At 69.3% G+C, this 20,171-nt stretch carries 16 protein-coding genes; 6 read left to right on the plus strand and 10 right to left on the minus strand.

Features of this window, described 5'->3' with window-relative positions; genetic code table 11:
* Positions 1-71: 71 nt before the first annotated feature.
* The 8 genes from ASF25_RS23445 to ASF25_RS01105 form a co-directional block, all read right to left on the minus strand.
* Positions 72-1,034 carry a type II secretion system protein GspK gene (locus ASF25_RS23445; RefSeq protein WP_056302736.1) on the minus strand — a complete coding sequence of 321 codons (963 nt, stop codon included), beginning with the start codon at positions 1,032-1,034 and terminating at the stop codon, positions 72-74.
* Positions 1,031-1,675, minus strand: coding sequence for a prepilin-type N-terminal cleavage/methylation domain-containing protein (locus ASF25_RS23450; protein WP_162239239.1), 645 nt, complete (start codon positions 1,673-1,675; stop codon positions 1,031-1,033). Before ASF25_RS23450 ends, ASF25_RS23445 begins: the two co-directional genes overlap by 4 nt.
* Positions 1,668-2,081 (minus strand): prepilin-type N-terminal cleavage/methylation domain-containing protein, encoded by a 414-nt coding sequence (locus ASF25_RS23050; RefSeq protein ID WP_056171885.1) that lies wholly within the window; start codon positions 2,079-2,081, stop codon positions 1,668-1,670. The genes ASF25_RS23450 and ASF25_RS23050 overlap by 8 nt, the downstream gene beginning before the upstream one ends.
* Entirely contained in the window at positions 2,078-2,560 is a 483-nt protein-coding gene (locus ASF25_RS01085) for a prepilin-type N-terminal cleavage/methylation domain-containing protein (RefSeq protein WP_056302740.1), read from the minus strand. Before ASF25_RS01085 ends, ASF25_RS23050 begins: the two co-directional genes overlap by 4 nt.
* A 185-nt stretch (positions 2,561-2,745) precedes the next feature.
* Entirely contained in the window at positions 2,746-5,754 is a 3,009-nt protein-coding gene (locus ASF25_RS01090; RefSeq protein ID WP_056302742.1) for an RICIN domain-containing protein, read from the minus strand.
* Positions 5,755-5,869: 115 nt separating this feature from the next.
* Positions 5,870-6,487, minus strand: coding sequence for a hypothetical protein (locus ASF25_RS01095; RefSeq protein ID WP_056302744.1), 618 nt, complete (start codon positions 6,485-6,487; stop codon positions 5,870-5,872).
* Between the two features lie 508 nt (positions 6,488-6,995).
* Complete coding sequence (locus ASF25_RS01100) at positions 6,996-7,304, minus strand: hypothetical protein (protein WP_056303143.1); 309 nt, start codon at positions 7,302-7,304, stop codon at positions 6,996-6,998.
* A gap of 246 nt (positions 7,305-7,550) precedes the next feature.
* Entirely contained in the window at positions 7,551-10,607 is a 3,057-nt protein-coding gene (locus tag ASF25_RS01105) for an N-6 DNA methylase (RefSeq protein ID WP_056302745.1), read from the minus strand.
* A gap of 132 nt (positions 10,608-10,739) precedes the next feature.
* On the opposite strand from ASF25_RS01105, the gene ASF25_RS22425 reads away from it, so the two are divergent.
* Positions 10,740-10,901 (plus strand): hypothetical protein, encoded by a 162-nt coding sequence (locus ASF25_RS22425; protein WP_156368807.1) that lies wholly within the window; start codon positions 10,740-10,742, stop codon positions 10,899-10,901.
* Between the two features lie 587 nt (positions 10,902-11,488).
* On the plus strand, positions 11,489-12,115 hold the full coding sequence (locus tag ASF25_RS22430) for a hypothetical protein (RefSeq protein WP_156368808.1): 627 nt from the start codon (positions 11,489-11,491) through the stop codon (positions 12,113-12,115).
* A gap of 280 nt (positions 12,116-12,395) precedes the next feature.
* Here ASF25_RS22430 and lepA read toward each other — a convergent pair whose 3' ends face one another.
* Positions 12,396-14,201: a translation elongation factor 4 gene (gene lepA / locus ASF25_RS01115; RefSeq protein WP_056266103.1), complete on the minus strand. Its 1,806-nt coding sequence runs from the start codon at positions 14,199-14,201 to the stop codon at positions 12,396-12,398.
* A gap of 353 nt (positions 14,202-14,554) precedes the next feature.
* Here lepA and ASF25_RS01120 point away from each other — a divergent pair, with 353 nt between their 5' ends.
* Together ASF25_RS01120 and ASF25_RS01125 are read left to right on the plus strand one after the other, a co-directional pair.
* The gene (locus tag ASF25_RS01120; protein ID WP_056302749.1) at positions 14,555-15,724 is read left to right on the plus strand and encodes an AAA family ATPase; all 1,170 of its coding nucleotides are present in this window, start codon (positions 14,555-14,557) and stop codon (positions 15,722-15,724) included.
* 3 nt (positions 15,725-15,727) lie between these two features.
* A complete protein-coding gene (locus ASF25_RS01125) occupies positions 15,728-16,405 on the plus strand; it encodes a DUF4276 family protein (RefSeq protein WP_056302751.1) in 678 nt (225 codons plus the stop codon).
* A 126-nt stretch (positions 16,406-16,531) separates the two neighbouring features.
* Here the strand turns inward: ASF25_RS01125 and ASF25_RS01130 are convergent, their stop codons facing one another.
* On the minus strand, positions 16,532-17,335 hold the full coding sequence (locus ASF25_RS01130) for a DUF2470 domain-containing protein (RefSeq protein ID WP_056302755.1): 804 nt from the start codon (positions 17,333-17,335) through the stop codon (positions 16,532-16,534).
* Between the two features lie 296 nt (positions 17,336-17,631).
* On the opposite strand from ASF25_RS01130, the gene ASF25_RS01135 reads away from it, so the two are divergent.
* Positions 17,632-18,342, plus strand: a complete 711-nt coding sequence (locus ASF25_RS01135; RefSeq protein WP_056171906.1) for a response regulator transcription factor — start codon at positions 17,632-17,634, stop codon at positions 18,340-18,342.
* A 104-nt stretch (positions 18,343-18,446) separates the two neighbouring features.
* On the plus strand, positions 18,447-20,171 hold the full coding sequence (locus tag ASF25_RS01140) for a sensor histidine kinase (RefSeq protein WP_244472878.1): 1,725 nt from the start codon (positions 18,447-18,449) through the stop codon (positions 20,169-20,171).

Genomic DNA, 20,171 nt, shown 5'->3' on the forward strand with positions numbered 1-20,171 from the left:
TGCGTGATTGGGTTCGCAGCAGGCAACGCGGCGGACACGGCGAGGAGCCTGCGACAGAACCTCCCGCGTCGTCACGGGAGGGCCGGACCGGCCTCCGACCCGATGGCCTCGGGACCGAGGACCGCCACGATCATCCGGCAGGCCGGGTGGTCGGGTCCGGATGCGGCCAGGGGCGGCGCCGCCTGTTGCCAGACGAGGAAGTCGGTGCCGGTCCGGCTGCCACCCATGGCGTAGAGGGCGGAGCGCCCGGCCCGCGCCCGCCGGCCCGCCACCACCACCTGCATCCGGTAGTATTGGCGCGGCGAGGGCACCGGCCCGGAGGCCTGCGGGAGCGAGCGCAGCGCCGACGGCTTTACCGTCCCGATCAGGGCCGCGAGATCGAAGCGCCCGCCCTCATTGTAGACCGTGAGGACGGGGGCCAGGGTCGCGGCGATTTCGGGCGTCATGGAGGGCAGGCGCTCGATCTCGTCGGGGCTGGCGAAGGGGGCGTTCTTCGGACCTCGCGCCAGGCCGCGGGCGCGGTACTGCGGCGCCTCCGCTCCGCCGTTCGGCTCGGGCACGTCGTCGGCATCGCGGTAGTCGACGATCTCGGCGGCGAGGGCGAGCACCGTGGCGTCGGGGATTCCGAGGAGGCGGAAGGCCTCCTCCATGGCCGGGCGCGGCGTGGTGTTCACGTCGATGAGCCGGCCCTGGTCCTGCAGCGACAGCCACGCCGTCCGCCCCGGCGCGAGCCGGCAGACCACGACGGTCCCGTCCTCGGGCAGCGCCAGCCCGGCGGCCCGGTAGGTCCGCTGCATGGCGAGATCGTAGGCGAGGAACCGGGCGATCCCGTCGGCCACGCCCTGCAGGCGAAGGCTCGCCGCCCGCGCCTGGGTCAACGCCGTGCCGGAGCGGGCCTGCAGGATCGCGGTGGTGAGGATCGCGCTGACCACCGCGAGGAGAACCAGCACCGAGACGAGCACGAAGCCCGCCCGTCCGCCTTCGGCCCCGGAGCCGGCTCGCCGGACCTCCGCCGCTTCGCGCCGCGCCGTCACGGCCGATCCCCGAACGCGACGAGGAGGGGCGACCACCGGCGCCGGTCCCCCGGCGGGAACGCCACCGAGATCTCCATGAGGGTGGGCTGGCGCTCGTTCGGCCGCCAGGTCGCGTGCCAGGACGGGCGGGTTCCCTCGGCCTGGGCGCCGAAGTAGCGGATCTCGAAGCCGGCGACGCGCTCCAGCAGAACCTCCGTGCGGGCGCCGGCGCCGGGCGCGGCCTCCGACGGCGCGCGGGCTTCCACGAGATCGACGGTGCCGTCCGCGCGCGGACGGCCGCTCAGGGACACGGCGATCTCCTCGGTCCGCTCCAGGGACGCGTCGGCGCCGATCACCGCAGTGAGCCCGTCGGGGCCGCCGCGCAGGGGGGGGCGACGGCCGTCGACGCGGCGCCGGGCAAGGCCCCCGAACGTCCGGCGCAGGTGATCGCGGACGGATTGCACGTCCTCGGCCCGGGCGGCCGTCGCGGCGTCGACGGAGGCCGAGCCGGCGATCCGCATGGTGTTGATCAGGAGAACGCCGATCAGCGACGCGAGGGCGAGGCAGACGATCATCTCGACCAGGGTGAAGCCGGCCCGGCGCGCATCGACCCATGCATCGGCGCACTCGTCGGCGCGGGCGTCCGCGTCCATGTCAGCCATCGGGATCCCCCGTGACCACCGTCGCGAAGACCGGCTCGCCGTCGGGGCCGCCCCGGGTGACCCGGATGCGCCAGAGCGGCGGCGCGCGCACGAGGCCGAGGGCCGGGCGGGCATCGCTCACCGCGAGGGTCCAGGGTGCACCGTTGGAGAAGGCCCCCTGCGTCAGGCCGGGCGCGAGGCGCCCCTGCGACAGCCGCCGCAGGACGACGCCCTCGGCCTCGTCCACGGCGACCCGCACCGCATCGACGCGGCGGAGTCCCGCGACCAGCCCGGCCCCGGTCTCGAGGGCGACGAGGGTGGCGAGGGCCGTGACCGCGAAGGCGACGAGCACCTCCACGATGGTGAAGCCGGCCGCGTCCGCGTCGGCCTCGGGGCGATCGCCCGGCCGAGGCGTCCCGGTCGTCATCGGACCCCGTCGCGGCGCACGCGGCCGGTCAGGGCGCTGACCGTGACGACGAGGCGGGCGGCCCCGGTGTCGAGGACGATGCGGCCGCCCGTCGAGCTGCCGTCGGGCAGGAAGCGGATCTCGCCCGGCACCGCACGGTCCGGCCCGTCGGCCTCCACGCTCACCCGCAGAGCGGCGGCGCCGATGGGCGCCATGCCGGCCCGGGAGCTGAGGAAGCGGCCGGTCGGCGGTTCGAACACCAGGCGCCCGCTGCGGCCGGAGCGCAGGGCATCGGCCCGCAGCCGGCCGATCTCGGCCGCAATGGCGTCGGCGACGTGGAGGGCGCGCCGGTCAGCGCCGCCGCCCATGGAGCGGGCGGCCATGGTCACGGCGATGCCCATGATCGCGAGGATCACCAGCATCTCCACGAGGGTGAAGCCGTCCGTACCGCCGGCGGTCTTACCACCCCTGGTCGAGACGGCAGCCGAGACCCTATCCATTCCCTGCCTTCTTTCGCGAAGCAAGGTGACGTTGGCGCCGTCGCTATGCATGCGGCGCTTTCTCATACAGGGTTGCACGCGGACGGCGAAGCCGTCCGCGTGCTTGGAGCGGGTCCCCGCCCGGCCAATCGGCCCTCGTCGCGGAAGCCCGGGGGCACGCGCGACGGAGGCTCGGTCACGAACACTCAGTACCGGTAGACCTTCGCGTCCGGACCGATGGCCAGGGCGCGCTGGCTGTTGGGAATCGCCACCGACACCGCCTTGGAGTTCGGGATCGGCGCCCAGGCCTCGACAGTATTGTCACCGATCTTGCGCCAGACGATGCCGTTGTTCCGGTTCACCACGCTGACGCTGCCATCGGCGGAGGCGGCGATGTCACTGACGGCGTTGCCGACATAGACCCAGCCGGCGACGCCGTCGCTGCGATAGACGTTGTTGTCGAGGCCGATGGACCAGAAGCTCCTGCCATTCATCGGAACCACCTTGCGGGCGGTGCCTGGCAGGCGCCGCCAGTTCACCTGGGTATCGTCCGTGGGCTTGACCCAGACTTCGTTGTTGCGGTTGACGACCACCACTGTCCCATCGGCCGCCGCCGCGATGGTGACGTTGTTGGCACCCTCAAGGAGCGTCCACTTCGTCCCGTCGTAGCGATAGACTTTCTCATCAATGCCGATCCCGTAGATGCTGTTGGCCTTGACCACAGCCACGTCCTTCATGGCCAGGGGCAGCTGCTTCCAGACATTGTCGGCGACGTACTGCCAAACGGTTCCGTTGTCCCGGTTGATCGTAACGGTTGTCCCATCGGCAGCCGTTGCGATCTTGCTCGCGCCGACCCCGATCTCGGTCCAGTTTCCGGTGCCCGGCTGGGTGAAGGCCGAAGCTGCGCCCGCCACCGGTCCCGTGGCGCCGCCCGTCGCGGTGACAGGGCTGGTGAAAGTCTGGTTGCCGCCGCCGTTACACGCCCACACCACCGTTCCGGCACCGGCCTGCGTGGTGGCGCCGAAGACGTCGAGGCAGAGATTGGCCGCCACCGAGACGTAGGCGTTGCCGCCGCCCTGCGCCCGCGGGGTCCACGCCTGGTTCGTGCCGCCGTGGCAACCCCACTGGTAGACCCGGCTTCCGTTGGCGAGCGGTGTCGCGAGGCTCGCATCGAGGCACTTGCCGGTGGCGGCGTTGACGAGGGCGGACCCGCCGTTGACGGCCTGGATCTTCCAGTTCTGCTCGGCCTTGCCGGAGCAGGGCTGCTGGGTGACGAGCGCGCCGTCACTGACGTCACCGGCCGGGATGGCGAGACACAGGCCGGAATTCGCCGCCTTGAGCGGGCCGCCCCCACCGGTGCCGAGGCCCCCGGTTCCCCCGCCGGTGTCGGTGCCCGGATTGGTACCGGTGCCGCCGGTGCCGGTGCCAGTCCCCGTGCCGCCCCCGCCGGCCGTGGTGCCGCCGCCGGCCGTGCCGGTTCCCCCGGCGGTCGCCGGGGTGCCGACGATGGGTGCCGCGGATTGCGGCGGTGCGGCGACGGCGCCGAGGGCGACGATCACGCCCGGCGAGGGCACGCCCTTCTCGTCGATGGCGACGAGCTGATAGTAGCCCGGCGGTGCGATCGCTGTGTTGGGGGGGGTCTGCAGGGTGACGGTCCCGTTGGTCTGGGTGAAGCTCGCCGGGTAGCGGCGCTGCGTGGTGTTGAAGCTGTGCGTGACCTGACTCAGGCCGATCAGCACCACCTGCGCGACCCCGTTCGGCGAGGCGAGTTCGAACTGCATCGCCTGGCCGTGCTGCAGGCGGTTGGTGCTCAGGCTGATGATCTGCGGCCGCGGCGCGAGGGCCGCCCGGCCGCCGACCGTGGTGAACAGGTAGGGCGGATAAAAGAACTCCGCGTTCTGGTTGTCGACGGGGCCCGGAGCGCCGCCGCCGGCGATGAGCAGGGCACCGTTCTGCATCAGGATCGCGGTGGAGTGGTACCCGCGATAGACCGCCCCGGACGCGCCCACGGACCAGCGACCGGTCTTCGGGTCCCAGAACTCGGAGGCCAGCACCACGTCGCCGCCGCCGCGGTCGTTCCACTTGCTGCCGCCCGTCACGGCCACGATCCCGTTGGGCAGGATCGTCGCGTTGGCCCAGGCGCGCCCGGTGCTCATGGGCGCGGCGTCGGTGGCCACGGGAGCCGCCCCGTTGATGTCGATGAGGGAGGCGCGGCTGCTCGCGAGGAAGCCGTTGCCGTTGTCGTAGCTGTTGCCACCGACCTGGAGGATCTTGCCGGGCTCGTACATCACCGCCGTCGAGGAGGGGCCGACGTTCGGCGCATCCGCCGCCGTGCCGGCGTTCCGCTGCGCTTCGCGGAACGGCATGGTGGTGACGGCCCCGTTCCCCGCCGGATCGAGGGTCCACATCCGCTCGGAAGAGATACCGAAGATCCGCCCGTTGGGGGCGACCCAGGCACGCGGATACCAGAAGCGGCCGAAATCGGGGCCGAACGCCTCGCGGCTCGTGGCGCCGAACAGGCTGCGCCAGGCCCCTCCATCGTAGACCTCCGGGGTCATGCCGGTCATCCAGCCGCGGTCGATGCTCCCCTGCGGATCGGCGTAACCGCCGAGATACGGGTACGAACCGCCCATGATGATCTGCTGCCCGTTCGGCAGGGTCAGCATGGTGGAATAGTAGCGATCGTTGGCGAGCCGCGCCCCGGCGGCCGTCACGGTGTTGGCCGTGATGTTGAGGATGGCGCTGCCCTTGTCGTTGCCGGCCTCGAAGATGCCGCCCGAGATCAGGAGCGAGCCGTCGGCCTGGAAGGCATCAGTGGCGCAGAAGCTGTTGACGCCGCCCGGCCCCCGCAGGGTGAGGTGGCTCTCCCGCGCGAGGCCGCGGTAGGGGTCCCAGATGTCGAAGGTCCGGCCGTCCTGCACGCCGGGATTGCCGCCGGCGGTGCCGAAGGAGACGACCTTGCCGCTCGGCAGCAGGCCGAGGTGGATCGCGTTCATCGGCCAGTCGCGCACGCCCGACCACATCCCGGCGGTCGGTGCGTTGTCGGGGATCGCCAGGCCGGCGAGGAGCGGGTCCGCCACCGGGTTGACGACGACGCCGAAGCGGGCCGCCTGCGCCGGTTGCAGCACGAAGCTCGCCAGGATGGTGGCGGAAAGGAGCGAGGTCCTGCGGGCGCAGGCCCGGTCTCGAACCGCGTCCAGGGTCGGTGTCGTCACGAAGATCTCCTCGGCAGGTTGGATGACGATGGGCGCCGGTCCCCGTCGCGGGGACCGGTGTCGCATCGGGGGGAACCGAACGGGCAGGACCCCGGCGCGCCGGGGCGGGAGCCGATCAGAAGGGGGCGGCGTCGGGGGCGACGCGCGGCGGGCGGCCGATGCCGTCCGCGAAGGTGTCGAGCAGGGCCGCATCGCGCAGGAGGCGGTCTCCATCGACGCTGTCCCCCGCGTAGGTCATGGCGATCCGGCCGCGCCGGTCGAAGGCGAGGATCGTCGGGGGCGGTTCGGGCAGGGACGCGGCCGGGTAGTGCAGCCGGGCTGCCAGCGCCGCCGTTCCGGCCGCGTCGCCCGTGCGGAAGCGCAAGGGGGTTTCCCGGCCGACGAGGCCGTCCGCGAAGGCGCGCAGGCGTCCGGCGTCGTCGCCGGCCGGATCGGTGCCGATGGCCAGGAAGGCGACGCGGGTCCGCAGGGCCTCGGGGACCGCGCGGGCGGCCTTGTCGAAGTCGCGGGTTCGGACGACGCACCCGATGGTGCAGCCGGCGCTGACGAAGGACACGAACACCACTCGGTTGTGCAGCGGGTTCTCACCGTCGCGCGCGGTCCCCCGGGGCGGCAGATCGGCGGACCAGGTCAGCAGGGTCTCGAGGTCGCTGGGCGCGGGCTCGGCGCGAACGGAGCCGAGCGGCGTCGCCAGCGCCAGGGCGGCCAGGGCTGCCAGGACTCGGGCGGCCATCACTCGGGCGTTCCGGACGCCCGCTCCACGCGTCCGTCTGCTTTGGTCGCGCGCAGCGACGAAGTCGACGTCCGGCCGTCGAGTCGATGTTTCCAACCCTGCGGTGCGCGAGACATGGCCCAAGTCAGCGCAGTCGACGGCGGTGTTGGTGTGAACTCTTGTTGTGCGGAAGATCGAAACCATCGTTGCCTGCACCGAATAACGTGTCGCTCGTTCTCCTCTTGATTGACGGAGAGAAATGAAAAAACCGTGCCCCGCCTTGCTTGATCAAATGTAAAGACGCTCTTCCGCGTGGCTAGCGCACCCCATAGCTAACGCAACAAGTACAGGCCGACGCAGATCAGGGGGCTGTACGGGGGCTGTACGGGATCGAACGACGGGTGGGACGAAGCCGGCCCCGGCCAAACGAAAAGGGCCGGGGAAACCCCCAGCCCTTCCGGTCGATCGCTCTTGGAGAACGGCCCGGACCGAACGGCGCTTCGCCCTTCGGTCCGAACCTGCGCCGATGTTACTGGCGCGGGCCCTGGGTGTTTCCGGCCGCACCGAGGCCAACGCCGGTGTTGGAACTCGCACCGGTGCCGCCACCCATGTTGCCGGCGCCGCCCGCAGCCCCCGGGGCACCGCCGACGGTGCCGGTGGTGTCGCCCGTGGCCGAGCCCGTCGCGCGCTCGTTCATCTTCTCGCCGTTGCTCTTCACGCTCCCGGGATTGTTCATGTTGCCGGTGGCGCTTCCGCCGCCGGCCGGGGTCTGAGCGAACGCCGCTCCGGCGAGCGACAGGGCGAGGGTGGCGGCGAGGGCGAGTGTCGTCGTGCGCATGGTGCGTTCCATCCAATGTGTTCGTCTTGGATTGGCAACGCAGTCGGCGCAATGTCGTTCAATACGCCAAAAAAATAGTCTGCCGCTGCCAGTGTTCTGTGCGACCGGCAAACGTCTTTCTCGGTGAAAGATCGCGTTTTGCGTGAGGAAACCTCGTTCCGCACGCACCGAACCGGCCACCCATCGCAGGGTCGCACCGGAGAAAGCTTGGCCGTACTGCTCCGCGCTCGGGGGAGCGGACGATGGTCAGACTTCGGCCGGTTCCGGGAGCCTGGCCTCGACCGGCACGACGAGCCCGCCGACCACCGGCCCGAGTAGGGTCTCGACGGCGCCGTCGATCCGCGCCGCGATGCCGTCCGCCAGGAGGGCCGCCCGCACCAGGGCGCGGGCTTTCTGGAACGGAAGGTCGTGCACGAGCGCGACCCCGTCGGCCACGGCCTCGGCGGTCTCAGCATACCGCGCCAGTTCGGCGTGGAGGGGCAGGCGCGCGTCGAAGAGCGGGATCGGCAGGGTGAACATGAGCTTGTCGAAATCGCGGGTGCCCTGCTCGCCCCGGCTCTGGAGATGCGCGATCCGCCGACGCACAGCCTCGCTGTTGAGTAGGGCGAGGAGGTAGAGGCCCTCGGCCCGGCTCTCCACAGAAGCCCAGTAGAGCTTGTGATCGATGATCTCGTCACCATCGAGGAGGCAGGCCGCCGGGCGGGTGCCGGCCTTCGCGAAGACCACCCGCAGGGGGGCGGTGGGAAACTGAACTGCGAGCCCGCGATTGTAGTCCCACCGTTGCTTCAGGGTCATGGTGCCGGCGCTCTTCCCGGTCCACGCCGCTTCGGCCTCGCGCAGCCAGGCGGCGGCGCGCGGCGCGCCCGCTCCGGCCGCCTGACGCGCATCGAGGAGGACGCCGTCCGCCACCGGGATCACGCCCTCGGCCGGGTCCAGGGCGCGGAACGGGGCGATGGTCGCCCCGAGGTGGACGCGGCGGAGGTAGCGCGCCTCGATGGCGCCCTGCTGTCCCGGATGGTCGCGCCAGGGCATCTTTTCCAGGGACGAGCGGCGGCTCCGCACCAGGGGCGCGCCCGGATTGGCGCCGAGCCGGCCCACGGGCACGCGCTCGACGAGGCAGAGCACACGGGGGACCAGGGAGGCCCCCTGGCGGAAGCGGTCGCGGTAGGGCGAGACGGCGGCGAAGTTCGCCGCTTCCGGCGCCGGTGCGTCGCGCAGGACAAGATGACGGTCGGCCAGGGCCTCGGGCGCATCCTTCGACGGCAGGCGGCCGGCGAAGGCCGTGACCCGCGCCGGCGTCGCCCGGGCCCGGCCGTTGGTGACCTCGGCGAACAGCACGCAGGTGGGGACCCGGAAGACCGGCGCGACCGCCTGGTTGTCGAGCACCCAACCCTCCGTGAAGGCGACGGTGAGGCCGGTCCAGTCCCCGGTGCGGAAGGCGCGAAATTGGCCCCGGCTCAGGGCCGCCAGGGGCAGAACCATGGCGACGCGCCCGCCGGCGCGGTGTCCCGCCGGGCGGCGGGCATAGAGCTCGGCGGCGCGGGCGAAGAACAGGCCGGAGAGATCGGTCTGGGTGACGAGGCGGGCCTCGTCGGGCCCGACCCAGAGACCGAGGCGCCGGGCGGTGTCGCGGAACAGGCGCTGCATCGGCCGGGCCATGTACCGATAGGACAGCCAGGGCGGGTTGCCGATGACCACGTCCACCCGCGCGCCGTCCGAGAGCGCCACGGGCCGGCTGAGGTTGCGCGCGACGAACCCCCAGACGTGGTCGCGCCCGGCCCGGCGTAGGCGGTCGTAGGTGACGTAGGTCGCCCGCAGGGTCTCGACCTGCCCGGGCGGCACGCCGAGGCCGGGCAGGCTCGCCACGAAGGCCTCGACCCGCCAGCTGGCCTCGCTCGCCGCGTGCAGGGCGGTGACCACCCGGTCGAACAGGGCCGGGTCGGCACACAGATCGAGGGGAAAGCGCAGGAGCGGCGCCCCCTTGCGGCCCTCGCGGGGATCGCGCGGCACCTCGACGACGAGGTCGCGCATCAGGCCGTCGCGGGTGACGTTCCATTGCAGGGCGTCGCCGAGGTAGACCGGGAGCGAGATATCTCCGGACCGGGCCGGCAGGGCCTCGCCGAGGGCCAGGAGATAGGTCACCCGGGCGAAGATCACCGCGACGGGATGGACGTCGAACCCCGTCACCGACGCGCAGCAGCGCGCCGCCACGGCGCCGGGCTCGACGCCCGCGGCCAGCAGGGCCTCGCGCTTGAGGCGCACGGCGTGGAACAGGAAGCTGCCCGAGCCGCAGGCCGGATCGAGGCAGCTCTGGTCCGCCGGCGCGTCGAGGGCGCGGCGCACGACCTTCCGGGCGAGCCAGTCGGGTGTGTAGTATTCGCCGAGATCGTGGCGCTGCTCGGGATCGATGAGGGATTCGTAGAGAACCTTGAGGAGATCGACGTCGACGCTGCCGAGATCGAACCGGGCGGCATGGGCCGCAAGGCCCGCCACGATGGCCTCGCCCCCCGGCGCGTCGAGGACCCAGCCGAAGAAGTCGGTCTCGACGGCGCCGTGGACGCCGGCTTCCCGGAACTGCCGCCCGGAGAGGAGGTCGGCCGGGGTGTAGCGGCCCGACCCCATGGTGCCGGCCGCGATGGCCTTGGCGAGGATCACCAGGTAGGTGTGCTGGAGCCAAAGGGTACTGTCGTCGATGGTTCGGCCGTAGACGATCCCGAGGTGGCGCGACCACAGCTGGCGCTTGAGCACGGCCTCCGGGTGGCGCTCCAGGGCGTCCCAGGCCGCGGCGAGGAGGCCGAGGGTCCGCGCGAAGGCGGCGCTCTCGCGCCCGAGCTCGCCGGTGATGCCGATGGCGTCGGCGGGCAGCCAGTCGCGCACGGCGATGACGCCTTCGAGCCAGGCGACGAGGCGGGCCGCCTCGGCCACGCGCACGTCGTGGCCGGTGAGCGCCACCAGGACGCCGTCGCGCATCTCGTAGGCGGTGAAGGTGGCGCCGTCCGTGGCGAGGCCGACGTAGCGCTGGCCCGTCGCCCGCTCGCGCTCGGGCAGGTAGCGGGCGAGCTGCGCCTCCGCGGCCGGCCGCTCCCGGCGCAGGTCCGCCTTGATCTCGATGATCGTACGCCCGAGGAGGGCGTCCACGCGCCCGTTAACCTCAGGTATCTTTCGCTCGAACGCGATCTGCTCGCTGCGAGCGCCGAGCGCATCGGTTAGGAGCCGGTGCAGGAGGGCCCGGACCTTCTCGTGACCCGGGCGGCTCGTCAGTTCCGCCACGATGGCGGCGAGGATGTCTGCGTCGATCGGCATCGGCTGTCCCGCTGAAGGCACGGGGCAGTATCGTTACCTCAGGTTGTTTTTCCAAGAGGCCGTTCGGGGAAGAGCGGCGCCGATCGCAGCGAATGCACCGTTGTTTTCGAAGCCACCGACGGGGCGGCCGGGGTGTTCGCGGACCTCGTGGGGCGCCACGTCGGGATCGGCCGGATCGGCGACCTCATCCGCACCCTCGCGGGCCGGACCGACCTGGTGACGCTGACCATCTCCATCGCGGCGGCGCGGGCGGGGAAGCCGGGCGCGGCCTCTGCATGGTGGCGGGCGAAATGAAGGTCCTGTCGACCCGGGCGAGCCAGGCCGGCGCCGAGATCGCGGGGCGGATCGATCACCTGCGCCCGGGTGCTACCCGCGCGCCGGAATGCCTGTCGCGGGATGCGGGCTGAGATCGTGACGGTGCAGGACACGGCAAGCGACCTCCTGCTGGTAAGCGGCGCGCACCAGACGGCCACCGGCCGGATTGCCGCCGGGGTCGGCCAAGTCCCCGCCCCCCGGGGTGCGGCGACGCAGCACCGCGACTCGGTGCGGACCACCACGGACGCGGCCTTGGCCCAGCCGCATGCTCTCTGGGGAACTTGGGGGCAATTGTGGGATCAGGAGCGGGCGCTGGGCGAGGCGATGCGGGCGCTTGGCGGGACGACGGGATAAGGGACAGCGCACGACCCTCGTGATGGCGCGCCTTCAACGCCGCATCCGAGACATATTCATTAAGTTCATCGAGATCGACGCCCTACCCCAGCCACGCCAGACGGCCATCGCGTTCTTGCACACGAAGCAGAGGGGGACGCGAATGCAAGGGACCAGGACTGCGCTACGCCTGTTCAGTGAACGAAGCATCGAGATCGGAGCAAAGCTCAGTCATGCCGCCACCGGCCAACATTTTGATCATGTTTATATCATCGAGCACGGCCATGATTGGTCTTGCGCCAGTGACCGTCCAGGCTCGAAACATCGATCTCGATTTCTACCGATTGACTCCCGGAATGGAGGCGAAGGACGTCAGCGCAATTCTTGGAGAACCGCTGCCGAAAAGCTGTCATGCCAAAGGCAACGCACTGGCATTCGAAAGCGAGAGCGGAGCCTATAAGATCTATTTGGATTCGCATGGTCATTTTTTTAGAATGACTTGGCAGCAGAAGCGCCCAGCCCCCCTTATGACTGAGGATGCGTTCCGCACCCTGGCCGAGTTGCATAAATGCGGTGCCGGAAAGTCATTCGAGATCGAAAAGAACACCGGGATGTTCAGGAGCGGAACAGACCCCATGACTCCGGAAAAGACGCGCGAAGGGTTTACCGCGAAATTTCAGGGACATGACCACATACAGCTAATCTTATCACTCAGTCGTCATAGCAAAAATGAATATCACCTTTCGTGTTTTAGACTTAAGAAAGCCAGCAGAGCCAGATTCGAAGATTCTTGCAACCGCGACATGATGCCCTGCCCATCGCCTTCACCTTTTCCATTTCTCAGGGGATTGCGATTCTGAATAATTCTTTCGGAGTGTCGTGTCCGCATTTCGCGACGAGGCAGAACACGGGAACCGGACATTCGGACCTTCCAAAGATTCGATATCGGCAGAGGGGCTGGATTGCACGCCTCCGGCACAGCCCTCCGGGTTGGGGTTCGCTCAGCGCCCCCCGGAATGGCAACGCCACCGACCGACACCGATCCGCTTCCGGTAGGAGGGGAAACCTGCGCCAAAGCAAGAGCGGCCCCTGCCTACAGCGTGGACGAGCCCGGATGGATGCGGACCGGAGAGGAAAGCTTCAATCGTCCATCTTCAAAGCCGCGATGAACGCCTCCTGCGGGATCTCGACCTTGCCGAACTGGCGCATCTTCTTCTTGCCCTCCTTCTGCTTGTCGAGGAGCTTGCGCTTGCGCGAGATGTCGCCGCCGTAGCACTTGGCCGTCACGTCCTTGGACAGGGCCTTGATGGTCTCGCGGGCGATGATCTTGCCCCCCAACGCCGCCTGGACCGGGATCTGGAACAGGTGGCGGGGGATGAGGTCCTTCAGCTTCTCGCACATGGCCCGGCCGCGATGCTCGGCGCGGGTGCGGTGGACCAGCATCGAGAGGGCGTCGACGGGCTCGGCGTTGACCAGGATCGACATCTTCACGAGGTCGCCCTCGCGGTAGTCGGAGATGTGGTAGTCGAACGAGGCGTAGCCCTTCGAGATCGACTTCAGTCGATCGTAGAAGTCGAACACCACCTCGTTGAGCGGCAGATCGTACACCACCATGGCGCGCTTGCCGACGTAGTTGAGGTCGACCTGGGCGCCGCGCCGGTCCTGGCACAGCTTGAGCACGCCGCCGAGATGCTCGTCGGGCGTGAGGATGGTGGCACGGATCCACGGCTCCTCGATGGCGGTGATCTTCATCACGTCCGGCATGTCGGCCGGGTTGTGCAGCTCCTTAATGGTGCCATCCGTCATCTGCAGGCGGTAGACCACGGAGGGCGCCGTGGAGATGAGGTCGAGGTTGAACTCGCGCTCCAGGCGCTCCTGGATGATCTCGAGGTGGAGCAGGCCGAGGAAGCCGCAGCGGAAGCCGAAGCCGAGCGCCGCGCTCGTCTCCATTTCATACGAGAAGGACGCATCGTTGAGGCGCAGCTTGCTCATGGCGCTGCGCAGGGTCTCGAACTCGGCGGCGTCCACGGGGAACAGGCCGCAGAACACCACCGACTGCACGTCCTTGAAGCCCGCCAGCATCTCCTTGCAGGGGCGCTTGTCCTCGGTGAGGGTGTCGCCCACGCGGGTGTCGGCGACCTCCTTGATCGAGCCGGTGAAGAACCCGACCTCGCCGGGGCCGAGTTCGCCGATATCGGCCATCTTCGGGCGGAACACCCCGATCTTGTCGACGCCGTGCACGGCGTCGGCCCGCATCATGCGGATGTTCATGCCCTTCTTCAGCACGCCGTCGACGATGCGGACCAGCACCACGACGCCGAGATAGACGTCGTACCAGCTGTCCACCAGGAGCGCCTTCAGGGGCGCGTCGCGGTCGCCCTTGGGCGGCGGCAGGCGGGTGACGATGGCCTCCAGCACCGCCTCGATGTTCAGCCCGCTCTTGGCCGAGATCGCCACCGCCTCGGAGGCGTCGATGCCGATGACTTCCTCGATCTGGGCGCGGATGCGCTCGGGCTCGGCGGCCGGCAGGTCGATCTTGTTGAGGACGGGGACGATCTCGTGGTTGGCGTCCAGCGCCTGGTAGACGTTGGCGAGGGTCTGCGCTTCCACGCCCTGGCTGGCATCGACCACCAGCAGGGAGCCCTCGCAGGCGGCGAGCGACCGCGAGACCTCGTAGGCGAAGTCCACGTGGCCGGGGGTGTCCATCAGGTTGAGGATGTAGGTCTTGCCGTCCTGGGCCTTGTATTCGAGGCGCACGGTCTGCGCCTTGATGGTGATGCCGCGCTCCTTCTCGATGTCCATGGAGTCGAGCATCTGCTCGCTCATGTCGCGCAGGGCCACGGTGCCGGTGGTCTGGATCAGCCGGTCGGCGAGCGTCGACTTGCCGTGGTCGATATGCGCCACGATGGAGAAGTTGCGGATGTTGTCGATGGGGGACGTGGTCATCGAGGGTGCGATCTCCGGCGCGCGCGGCCCCTCGTCGTGGGACGGGCCCGGCGCACGGCCTCAAGGGTGAGGGAAACTGGTCGCCCGCAGATAGCAGCGTGGGTTGCCCACGCCAAGCGCGGGCGACCGGGAGAGCGACGTACCGGACTCAAGGCGTACCAAAGCGAGCCACGGAGAATCCGCATTCCGACCCGTCGAAGCGTAAGCGACGAGGTGGGATCGTTTGCCGTCCCACCGGCTTTGTGCGATCCCGCCCAAATAGCCGGTTGCTAGAGGGTGCTTCACGCAGCGCCCGACCACCGCGGATTCACACTCAGTGCGTAACGGCGCAGGGCGTCATACGAGAGACACCAATGGCGACGGGTGAGACAGAAGCCGAGCGTGTGGCTGACGCGCCACGGGTCCTGCTCTCGCGGCTCGAATTGAGCGGTTTTCGCTCGATCGCGACCGCAGAGCTGCGCCTTGAACCCATCAACGTCCTGATTGGGCCCAACGGCGCAGGCAAATCCAATCTCATCGCCTTCTTTCACATGCTCTCTTTCATGCTGTCGGGGGACGCGGGCTTAGCCCGCCATGTCGCACAGGCCGGCGGTGCGAGTTCACTCCTCCACGAAGGGCCGAAAACGACTCAGCACGTCCGGGCCAACCTCATCCTCGAGACCGCGCTCGGTACGAACGAGTACGAGTTCGCGCTGGCCTATGCTGGCGGCGACACGTTGTATTTCGACCGGGAGCGTTGCCGGTTTTCCGCGAAGGGACGTGGGACAAACCCCAAATGGATCGACTTCGGCGCCGGTCACACATGGCCGAAGCTGCTCCACGCACCTCAGGAAGCCGCGCAAAAGACGCAGCGGACCATCCTGGCCCTCCTACGCGGAATGCAAGTCTATCATTTTCATGACACCTCGAACGAAGCGCCCGTGAAGCAACGCGGATACGAGGAGGACAACCGTTATCTCAGGGGCAACGCAAGCAACTTGGCCGCGTTTCTCATGCGGCTGCGGGATCAGTATCAGCCGTATTATCGACGTATCCTCGACGCGCTGAAGCAGGTCGCCCCATTTTTCGACGATTTCATCTTGGAATCCGAGAATGGGCGCGTGCTGTTGCGCTGGCGCGAAACGAAATCGGACGTCGTCTTCGGCCCCCATCAGATGTCCGATGGAACGATCCGTGCCGTTGCGCTCCTCACCCTACTGCTTCAGCCGCCCCGCCTGCTTCCATCAATGATCGTCATCGATGAGCCCGAACTCGGGCTTCATCCCGCCGCGGTCAGGATGATCGCCAATCTGGTCCGTTCCGCTGCCGTCGATCGGCAATGCCTCGTCGCGACTCAGTCGCCCGAATTCCTCAACGAGTTCGATGTGGGCGATGTGATCGTCGTCGAACGCTTCGGGGGCGGGTCACATCTACGCAGGCTCCCAGGAGAGCAGTTCGATCGTTGGCTGGACGAATACTCGCTCGGCGACCTGTGGGACATGAATATCCTCGGCGGTCGCCCGCATGCCGTCGTACCAGGTTAGCGCATGAAGCGCCATTACGTCTTCTGCGAAGGACCGACGGAGGAAAGCTTCGTCGACAACTTGCTCCTCGAGCACTTCGCACCGCGCGACGTCATCGCCAAGCCTCTCGTCCTCCCCAGCAAAGCGGGGTCGACGTCGCGCCAGCATAAGGGTGGGTGGACGAGCTACAGCAAGGCACGCAGATTCATTCGACTGACCATGGAGCAGATGCACGCGGACGACACGTGGTTCACGACCATGCTCGATCTCTACGCGTTGCCCAGCGACTTTCCGAATGCCGCAACCGACGCCGACCGATCGGGAGAGGCACGCGTCGTCGCCTTGGAAGCGGCCTTTCGCACCGATATCCGTACCGACCAACTCTGGCGCTTCACACCCTATCTGCAATGTCACGAGTACGAGGCATTGCTGCTTGCAGATCCAGAAGCGCTCCTTCGGTTCTATCCAGATCGCCAAGATGCCATCGCAGCGCTGCGACAGGACATCGGCGATCTTGCGCCGGAGGCCGTCAATGAGGGCCCAGAAACGGCTCCCTCGAAACGAATCCTCCGTCACCTCCCGGAATACACGAAGGTTCTCGCCGGCACGCTCGTCGCCATGGAGATCGGTCTTCCGACCCTACGCGCGCGCTGCCCACATTTCGACGCCTGGATGACGGAGTTGGAAAGCCGCCTCGGCTGATCGGACGATCCTCCTGCCGTCGATGCGATAGCCTTTTAATCCCGTCGGAACACCGATCCTCCGACGGGTCGCCCATGATAAGCTGAGCGCAGCGGGCCGAGGGATTCCACGGGCGCCACGCCTGCCCTATTCGGGCTTCGGACCCTCACCCGCCCGGGCCTCGGCCGCCATCGTCACCAGCACCTTGCGCAGGGCGCCCATCTCCCGCACCGGCTCCGGGAACGGCACCCGCGCCGTGCGGTCGCCGGCCAGCAGGTCCATGCCCTCGGGATCGAGGCCCGTGAGGCGCCAGGGCCCGGGCTCGGCGCCGGTGCCGGCGGCGTAGAGTGCCAGGGCGTCGGCATGGTCGGCGTTCATGTGCTCGACGGCGCCGGCCTCGCCCGCCACCAGGCCCTCGGCGCCCGTGAGGTCGAGGCGCAGTTCGCCCGCCGTCAGCACCGCCGCCTTGGCGAACCCGCCGTTGAGGTGGCCGGCCCTCGGCTCCAGGGCGAAGAATCCGAAATCGGGGAAATCCGCGTAGAGCTTCGCCTTCGGGTGCCGGGCGATGAAACGGGCGCGGGCCCGCGGCTCGGCCGTCTGCGCCACCCGCCCGGTCACCGTGAGGCGCGGATGGGCCAGGGGGTCGCCCTTGCCGCCGGCGCTGAACAGCAGGGAGGCGCGCGGATCGGCCAGCAGGTTGCGGGTGTGGGCCGAGAGCCGCGACAGCAGCATCAGGGGCGTGCCGTCCACGTCGGTGGCGATGGTCACCAGGGAGACGAACGGCGTGCCGTCCTCCGGATCGAGGGTGGCGAGGGCCCCCGATCGGATCGTGCGCAGCAGGTGGCGGGCGAGGCCGATGGCGTCGAACGGCGCCTCCGCGGCCGGCAGCGGCACCGCCGGCCCACGCCGCGCGGGCGTGTTGTCCCCGGTCTTCTCGCCAGCGTCCGCCATGGTCTCGTCCCCGTCTCGGCTCTCGTTCAGACACGCGATGATAGCGGTGGCACGGTCCGGTTTGCGAGGTGGAGAGAGTGCGGCCCGTTGGCCTCAGTCAAGCGCCAATCCAACACGGCTCGCTTTTTCGGAAGGGAGCCTTTACACAGCCTGACTCTCCGCGCGAATGCGGCCTCGCCCCTCGGGGCCCGGCCGCCAGCGCGTTTTTCGCCGGCTCCGGTGTGTTCGGGGTGGGATGCGGGGATGCGGGCGAACCTTCGGCCGCGAGGACCGCATCCGAGCAGTAGGGAACGCGCATGCCCACCATCGCCCTCGTGGACGACGACAGAAACATCCTCACCTCCGTCTCCATCGCGCTGGAGACCGAGGGCTACCGCATCCAGACCTACACGGACGGCGCCTCGGCGCTGGACGGCCTGAAGCATTCCCCGCCCGATCTCGCGATCTTCGACATCAAGATGCCGCGTATGGACGGGATGGAGCTTCTCAGGCGTCTGCGGCAGAAATCCGACCTTCCGGTGATCTTCCTCACCTCGAAGGACGAGGAGATCGACGAATTGTTCGGCCTCAAGATGGGCGCCGACGACTTCATCCATAAGCCGTTCTCGCAGCGCCTCCTCGTCGAGCGCGTGAAAGCGGTGCTGCGCCGCTTCGCCCCGAAGGACGGCCCGGGGGCCGCCGCCCGCGAGGCGGACGCCGCCGCCCGCTCCCTCGAGCGCGGCCTCCTGATGATGGACCCCGAGCGCCACACCTGCACGTGGAAGGGCGAGCCCGTGACCCTGACGGTCACCGAATTCCTCATCCTGCAGGCGCTGGCCCACCGCCCCGGCGTCGTGAAGAGCCGCAACGCCCTCATGGACGCCGCCTACGACGACCAGGTCTACGTCGACGACCGCACCATCGACAGCCACATCAAGCGCCTGCGCAAGAAGTTCAAGGTCACCGACACGAGCTTCGACATGATCGAGACGCTCTACGGCGTCGGCTACCGCTTCAAGGAAGGCTGAGCCCGGCCCGGCACCGGGCGGCCCGCCGCCCCTCTTCCGCAATCCCACCGAACCGGACAGACGTGGCCACCACAGATCAAGCCGAAGACCGTCCCCTCCGTCTGGTGGAGTGGCCCCGCGCCCTGTGGAACGCCATCGGCCAGAGGGCCTCGTCGAGCCTGACGCGACGGATCGTCGTGCTCAACCTCGTGGGGCTCTTCGCCCTCCTGTTCGGCTTCCTCTACCTCAACCAGTTCCGCCAGGGGCTGATCCAGGCGCGGGTGCAGAGCCTGCTGATCCAGGGGGAGATCATCGCCGGCGCCATCGCAGCCTCGGCCTCGGCCTCCGGGGATACGGGCGCGATCCGCATCGACCCCGACAAGCTCTTGGAACTCCAGGCCGGCGAGGCGGAGGAGGCCCCCTCGCCCCTGGCCTTCTCCCTGAACCCGGAGCGCGTGGCCCCGCTCCTGCGCCGCCTCATCACCCCGACGGGCAACCGCGCCAGGGTCTACGACGGCGACGGCGGCCTGCTGTTCGATTCCCGCACCCTGTCGGCAAGGGGTGAGATCGGGCGGGGCGAGATCGGGCGCGGCGAGTCCGTCCTGCGCGAGAGCAAGCGCACCACCCTGGAACAGGCGTTCGACTTCGTTCAGACCCGCATCCTCGGCGGGCAACGCGCGGTGCCGGCCGAGGAGGTCGGCCCCACCAGCGGGCACGGCCTCAAAGAGGTGCAGGTGGCGCTGGGCGGCTCGCGCGGCACCATCGTGCGCCGCAACGAGGTCGGAGAGACCATCGTGTCCGTGGCGGTGCCGATCCAGCGCGGCACGTCCGTGCGCGGCGCCCTGCTGCTCTCGACGCAAGGGGGCGACATCGACCGCGTCATCGCCTCGGAGCGCTTCGGCCTGCTTCAGGTGTTCCTGGTGGCGGCGGCCGTGATGCTGGTCCTGTCGATCCTGCTCGCCGGCGCCATCGCGGGGCCGGTGCGCCGCCTCGCCGACGCCGCCGAGAAGGTGCGCCTCGGAATCAAGTCGCGCGAGGAAATCCCCGACTTCACCGGGCGCACGGACGAGATCGGCCACCTCTCGGGGGCCTTGCGCGACATGACCCAGGCCCTCTACCGGCGCATCGACGCCATCGAGAGCTTCGCGGCCGACGTCTCCCACGAGTTGAAGAACCCCCTGACCTCGCTGCGCAGCGCCGTCGAGACCCTGCCGCTGGCCAAATCCGACGAGTCCAAGGCGCGCCTGCTCCAGATCATCCAGCACGACGTGAAGCGCCTCGACCGGCTGATCTCCGACATCTCCGACGCCTCGCGCCTCGACGCCGAGCTCGCCCGCGCCGAGGCCCGCAAGGTCGACATGCACAAGCTCATGACCACCGTGGTCTCGGTGGCCAACGAGCGCCGACGCCCGAAGGACGCGGTGATCCTGTTCGACGTCGCCGTGCCGCCCGGCGAGGTCGAGGCGCCGTTCGCGATCTTCGGCCACGATTCGCGCCTGGGTCAGGTGGTGAACAACCTCCTCGACAACGCCCGCTCGTTCTCGCCCCCCGACGCCAAGGTGCGGGTGGCCCTGCGCCGGGTCCGGGCCGACGTGGAGCTGGTGGTGGAGGACGAGGGTCCGGGCATCCCCGAGCACGCCCTGGAGCGCATCTTCGAGCGCTTCTACACCGACCGGCCCGAGCAGGGCTTCGGCCAGAATTCGGGCCTCGGTCTCTCGATCTCGCGCCAGATCGTCCAGGCGCACCGGGGCACCATCCGGGCCGAGAACCGCCCCGGCCCGGCGGACGAGGACGGCGAGCCGACGGTGCGCGGCGCCCGCTTCATCGTGCGCCTGCCGGCGGTGCGCTGA

Source organism: Methylobacterium sp. Leaf100, assembly GCF_001422845.1.
GTDB lineage: Bacteria > Pseudomonadota > Alphaproteobacteria > Rhizobiales > Beijerinckiaceae > Methylobacterium.